Origin of the sequence: uncultured Lamprocystis sp., assembly GCF_903933125.1 — a bacterium.
In the GTDB taxonomy this organism is placed as follows: domain Bacteria; phylum Pseudomonadota; class Gammaproteobacteria; order Chromatiales; family Chromatiaceae; genus Thiodictyon.
This window is the reverse complement of record NZ_CAIZIZ010000360.1, coordinates 1-5,333: the sequence shown is the minus strand read 5'-3', so window position 1 is coordinate 5,333 and position 5,333 is coordinate 1. Positions and strand designations below refer to the sequence as shown.

5 protein-coding genes are annotated in these 5,333 nt (G+C 67.9%); 2 read left to right on the top strand and 3 right to left on the bottom strand.

Annotated features, from left to right (window positions below):
• Positions 1-354: hypothetical protein (locus QZY03_RS18670; RefSeq protein ID WP_295583666.1), on the top strand; the 354-nt coding region annotated here is incomplete at its 5' end.
• A 25-nt stretch (positions 355-379) separates the two neighbouring features.
• On the opposite strand, the gene QZY03_RS18665 is transcribed toward QZY03_RS18670, so the two are convergent.
• From QZY03_RS18665 to QZY03_RS18655, 3 genes are all read right to left on the bottom strand, one after another.
• The gene (locus QZY03_RS18665) at positions 380-1,321 is read right to left on the bottom strand and encodes a hypothetical protein (RefSeq protein ID WP_295583665.1); all 942 of its coding nucleotides are present in this window, start codon (positions 1,319-1,321) and stop codon (positions 380-382) included.
• A gap of 76 nt (positions 1,322-1,397) precedes the next feature.
• Positions 1,398-2,033 carry an ABC-type transport auxiliary lipoprotein family protein gene (locus QZY03_RS18660; RefSeq protein ID WP_295583667.1) on the bottom strand — a complete coding sequence of 212 codons (636 nt, stop codon included), beginning with the start codon at positions 2,031-2,033 and terminating at the stop codon, positions 1,398-1,400.
• Complete coding sequence (locus tag QZY03_RS18655; RefSeq protein WP_295583664.1) at positions 2,030-3,118, bottom strand: mammalian cell entry protein; 1,089 nt, start codon at positions 3,116-3,118, stop codon at positions 2,030-2,032. Before QZY03_RS18655 ends, QZY03_RS18660 begins: the two co-directional genes overlap by 4 nt.
• Positions 3,119-3,284: 166 nt before the next feature.
• Between QZY03_RS18655 and QZY03_RS18650 the strand changes: the two genes are divergently transcribed.
• Positions 3,285-5,219 (top strand): acyl CoA:acetate/3-ketoacid CoA transferase, encoded by a 1,935-nt coding sequence (locus QZY03_RS18650; RefSeq protein ID WP_295583663.1) that lies wholly within the window; start codon positions 3,285-3,287, stop codon positions 5,217-5,219.
• Positions 5,220-5,333 lie beyond the last annotated feature (114 nt).

The window sequence follows — 5,333 nt, the reverse complement described above, 5'->3', positions numbered from 1 at the left end:
CACCTTCGAGGCCCTGTCGGCGCTGTCCGTGGGGATCTTCAACCGCCGCGGCGACCACCAACCCAGCGGGCCGGACGCATCGGCACTGCCCGTGGGGGCCTGGTGATGGGCTCGGACGCGGACGCGGACTCAGGCGTCGCGATCCTGCTCGACCTGGTGATGGTCGGCACCTCCGAGGCGCTGCCGGCGCTGTCCGGTGACGGACTCGGACGCGGACTCAGGCACCGCGACACCAACCAACCCAGCGGGGCAGAAACCGTTGCGTCGCTTCGTTACAGCGACACCAACAGAGGAACCCCACGGGGAACCCCGGAACGAAAAGCCCCGATTGCTGGGGCCGTAAGCGGGGCTTAAATCGCTGTTTTTAAATGGTAGGCCGTCAAGGATTTGAACCTTGGACCAAGGGATTGAGGGTCATCAGGTCCATCCGTACCGCGGGCGACGCGCGTGCCAGCCGGGCGGCCGTGCGTGGCGCAAGCGGACGTAGACCCGCGGCCAGGCACTCGAGCCCGTCCCGAACGCCCGAAGTGAAAGGGCCGGCGAGGATACGCGCGCTGATGTCGCGACGCGGCAGCAAGGGGTGGCGCTGCCAAGGCGGCGGCGGCTCACGCTCACCGGTGAATGACTCAAGCAGGTCGGCCGCCAGCGTCGCAAGTCGGACGTGGATGCGGCGGATCAGCGCCGCGAAGACCGGCTCACCCAGGACCGACCAGCCGGTGAGCGCGATCACGCAGCCCAGCGGGCGCTTGCCGACAATGACGGCCGGGTCGTCGGGAGGCAGCAGCGCCGCCCCAGGAAGACCCAGGTCCAGCGCGGACAGCGCATCGAAGATCAGGCGCGCGCCCAGGAAGCTAATCGGGTCCAGTGCCTGGCGGCGCAGCCGCGCGTCGCGCACGCGTGCCAGAGGTTCAGCACCGGCGAGGGGTGCCAGAGCGGCTGACGTCCAGTAGAGCAAGTGTAAGTGAAACTGCTTGGCGGCCTGCACGCTCTCCCGGTCGACGGTGTGCGGATCGCAGTTCAAGGCCAGATGCAACTCACCGCCGGCGAGCCCGAAGTCATCCACCACCCGCGACTGCGAGCAGAATCGCACGAAGTTGTAACCGGTCCGCCAGAGCGCGCGGCCAGTGGCAGCGGCGACCTCGACCGGCGTGGATTTCGCAACGGCCGAGACCTCGGTCAGCATCAGATCGAACAGACTATGAGGCGACGCCTTGTCCACCAGCGCCAGGGTATCGCGGCCGTCGGCACAGGGCATCAACGCCACCGCTCGCCGGGCGAAGCGGGCGCGCGGGTCTGGATGGGTCAGTTCGACCTCGCGCAACTGATAGGCAGGCGGGGGTCCCGGATCTGTGACATCTGTGGATAAATCCGAGTGGCCGCTGTCGCTGGAACGGCGATCATGGACGCCGCGCCGAACCGTGCAGGCGCGGCTTAGCGGACTGGAGATCGCGCACCACCGCGGCCGCCAGCCGGGCGCTCAGCCGGTTGAAGGCCGCGATCATGGCATCCGGCGTGTCGGCGTCGACCGATTCCTCGCCGCTGTATTCCCGGGTCGCGACAACGCTGCGATCCTCCGCCCGCACCAGGGCGAGATGGAGGGTTGCCGCCACCCGCGGCGGCTGGTCCGTCGGCAGGTGCTCGAAGCGCTCCAACTCACCGCCCAACAGGTAATCCGCGCGCGCCCGCTCGGCCGACACCACGACGAACTCGAAAACCCGCGCCGCCCGCAGCGCGGTCACCAGCGCGCGCGCCCAGGCCCGCGCGGGCGGTTCCTCCCACAGCAGATCGTCGTAACGCTGAGCAACCAGGGGCTCCTCACGGGTGCGGAAGGGAATGGCGCGACTTCCCAGGAAGCCGCGGGCCGCCAACTCGTTCACCATGAGGATGGCCGGGACTGGGGCCCCCGCCGGCCCCTCCAGTACCGCCGGGTCCAGGCGGTAGAAACGATCGGACTTGATCGGACCGGATGACCCACACCCGGCCAGACCCACCAGGGCGACCAGCACGGCGATCCCGATACCCGCCTTGATCATTTGAACCACGGTGCCTGTTCCTTGACCTCACGGCCCTTGATGATGGTGGCCGGATCGCGCCGCAGTTCGCGCGCGAGGGCCGACAGATTGTGACTCATGTCGTCGATATTGCTGAGGATCGGGGTCAAGCCGGCAGAGATCTCCTGCAACAGGAATTGGGTATCGTCCAGTGAGCGTTGCAGAGCGGGCTTGTTGTCGCGCACCAGCCCGCGGATTTCCTGCGCCAATTCGCCATATTGCCGCACCGCGCCCGTGACCGCATCCGTGCTGCCGCCGAGCGTCCCCGAGACCTCGCTCAGATGCCGTGACATCTGCTCGACCGAATCCAGGATCGCCGCGATCTTTTTCGGGTCCACCGCCGTCTCCATGGCCGCGCTCAGGCGCTGGAGGCTCGCGAAGGCGCCGGCCAGACGCTCGCGGTTGCCCTCCTGATCCGCGCCGGTACCGAGCAGGGCCTCAATGGTCTGGATCTGGGCCTTGATGCTGGCAAGCGCCGGGGCGATGGTCTCCTGGACCACCAGATCGAGCCCGTCCGTCAGTTCACTGAGCTTGACCAGGAGGTCCGCCTCCCGTCCCTCCGCGTCGATGGTGGCGCCGTTGGCCAGCAGCGACGGCGAGGCGCCGGGATGGATCTTGACGGCATCACCCTGGAGCAGACCGGCCGCACCGATCCGGGCCAGGCTGTCGACCGGCACCGGCCAAGCGTTCTTGATACGCAGTGAGGCGCGGAAACACGGCAGGGCCGGGGAACGCAACGCGCCCGCCGGCGGTGCCGGACAGCGCACCGCCGCGGCATCCCGCCCCGGAAAGAGCGGGGCAACACCTTCCACGATGCCGATGACATAGCCTTCCTGGATCACCTGGATACCCTCGGTGAGTCCTTGCGCCTCCAGGAAATAGGCCTGCAGCCGATAAGTTCCGCCGAAGAACCCCGGCATCACCAGGGCCAGAGCGGCAAGGGCGATGGCCGCCATGGCGATGACGAAGAGCCCCGAGTACAGAAGGTCGCGGCGGCGCCCGCGCGCCTGACGCTTGCCGGGTGCGCCGATCTCGGGGGGCGAATAGAGTCGTTCCAGGCGGCTCATCGCGGCAGGCTCACGGACGTTGAAACGGGTGCGCGCAGAGTAACCGAAATTGCACGGCCGGCGGCCGGCTTTGGTGCGCCGGTGCTGGACAGCCGCGCCGCCCGGCAGCATCCTTCGCCCACGCACACTTGAGTCAACGGGCTTGCGCCCAGCGCGGAGACGGAGCATGAGCACGACACACCCGGCATTGCAATCCCCGGACCTTGACGGTATGGGCAAGGTGGTCACGGCGCGCGCGGCGGTGCGTCTGATCCACACCGGCGACACCCTGGCCACCGGCGGGTTCGTCGGCATCGGTTTCGCCGAGGGTCTGGCCGTCGCCCTGGAGGAACGCTTCCTGGAGACCGAAGAGCCGCGCGATCTGACCCTGATCTACGCCGCCGGGCAGGGCGACGGCGGCGAGCGCGGACTCAACCATCTGGCCCATCCCGGCCTGCTGCGGCGCATCATCGGCGGCCATTGGGGACTGGCCCCAAAACTCGGTCGACTGGCCGTGGCGAACCAGGTGGAGGCCTACAATCTGCCCCAGGGAGTCATCTCGCACTGGTTCCGGGAGGTGGCCGGCAAGCGTCCAGGGGTGATCTCCCGCATCGGACTCGGCACCTTCGTCGACCCCCGCAACGGCGGCGGCAAGCTCAATGCACGCACCACGCAAGACCTTGTGGAACTGATGAGCATCCACGGTGAAGACTACCTGTTCTACCCGAGCCGGCCGGTGAACGTCGCCCTGCTGCGCGGCACCACCGGCGACGCCGACGGCAACATCACGATGGAGAAGGAGGCGCTGTTCCTGGAAGCCCTGGCCATCGCCGGCGCCGCCCACAACTCGGGCGGCCTGGTCATCGTTCAGGTCGAGCGGCTCGCCGCGCGCGGCACCCTGCCGGCCAAGGCGGTCAAGATCCCCGGCATCCTGGTGGACTGCGTCGTGGTCGCGCCGGCCCCGGAGCATCATTGGCAGACTTTCGCCACCCCCTACAACGCCGCCTTCGGCAGCGAGATCCGGGTGCCGATGCAGTCGATCGCCGCCATGCCCATGGGCGCACGCAAGATCATCGCCCGACGCGCCGCCTGCGAACTCAAGCCCAACAGCGTCGTCAACCTGGGGATCGGGATGCCCGAGGGGGTCGCCAGCGTGGCTAACGAAGAACGCATCCTCGAACTGCTGACCCTCACCACCGAGCCCGGCACCATCGGCGGAGTGCCAGCCGGGGGGCTCAATTTCGGCGCCGCCACCAACGCCCAGGCGATCATCGATCAGCCCTCCCAGTTCGATTTTTATGACGGCGGCGGGCTGGATCTAGCCTGTCTTGGTCTGGCCCAGGTCGACCGCGAGGGCAATGTCAACGTCAGCAAATTCGGGCCCAAGCTGGCCGGGGCCGGGGGCTTCATCAATATCAGCCAGCGCGCCCGGACCCTGGTCTTTGTCGGGACTTTCAGCGCCGGCAAGTGCCGTTACGAGATTGCGGACGGGCAGCTCCACGTCGACGAGGAGAGCCACGCGGCCAAGTTCGTCCAACAGGTGGAACACCGCACCTACAGCGGACCCCATGCCGCGGCCAAGGGCCAACCGGTGCTCTATGTGACCGAACGCTGCGTCTTGCGCCTGCGCCCGGACGGACTGGAATTGATTGAGATCGCCCCGGGGCTGGACCTCGAACGCGATATCCTGGCGCGGATGGACTTCGCACCCATCATTGAGCAGCCCCCCCGGCTGATGGACGCGCGCATTTTCCGACCTGAACCGATGGGGATTCGCACCGACCAGCGTGCGGTTCCACTCACCGAGCGCCTGGCCTACGCACCGCACGGGCGCCTGTTCTTCGTCGACCTGGAGCGTCTGACCATCAAGACGCAGGCGGACATCGACGCGCTGCAAGCCGCCGTGAGCACCCTCCTGACGCCGATGAATCATCGGGTGCACGCGATCGTCAACCGCGATCACCTGAGCATTCCACCCGACCTGGAGGCCGCCTACCACGCCATGACGGCGGACCTGTACGAGCAGTTCTATGCCGACATCACCCGCTACACCACCAGCGCCTTCCTGCGCCTGAAGCTCGGGCAGACCCTCGCCGTAGCACCAAACGACGCGCTTGGATAAGCCGCGCGGGCCGGGAACGAGGTCGCCGCGACATTTCGGCCGCGGGCGGTCTGCACAGCCGGCGGTCCGCACAGCCAGCGGTCCGCACAGCGGACCCTACGTCCGTAGGGAGAT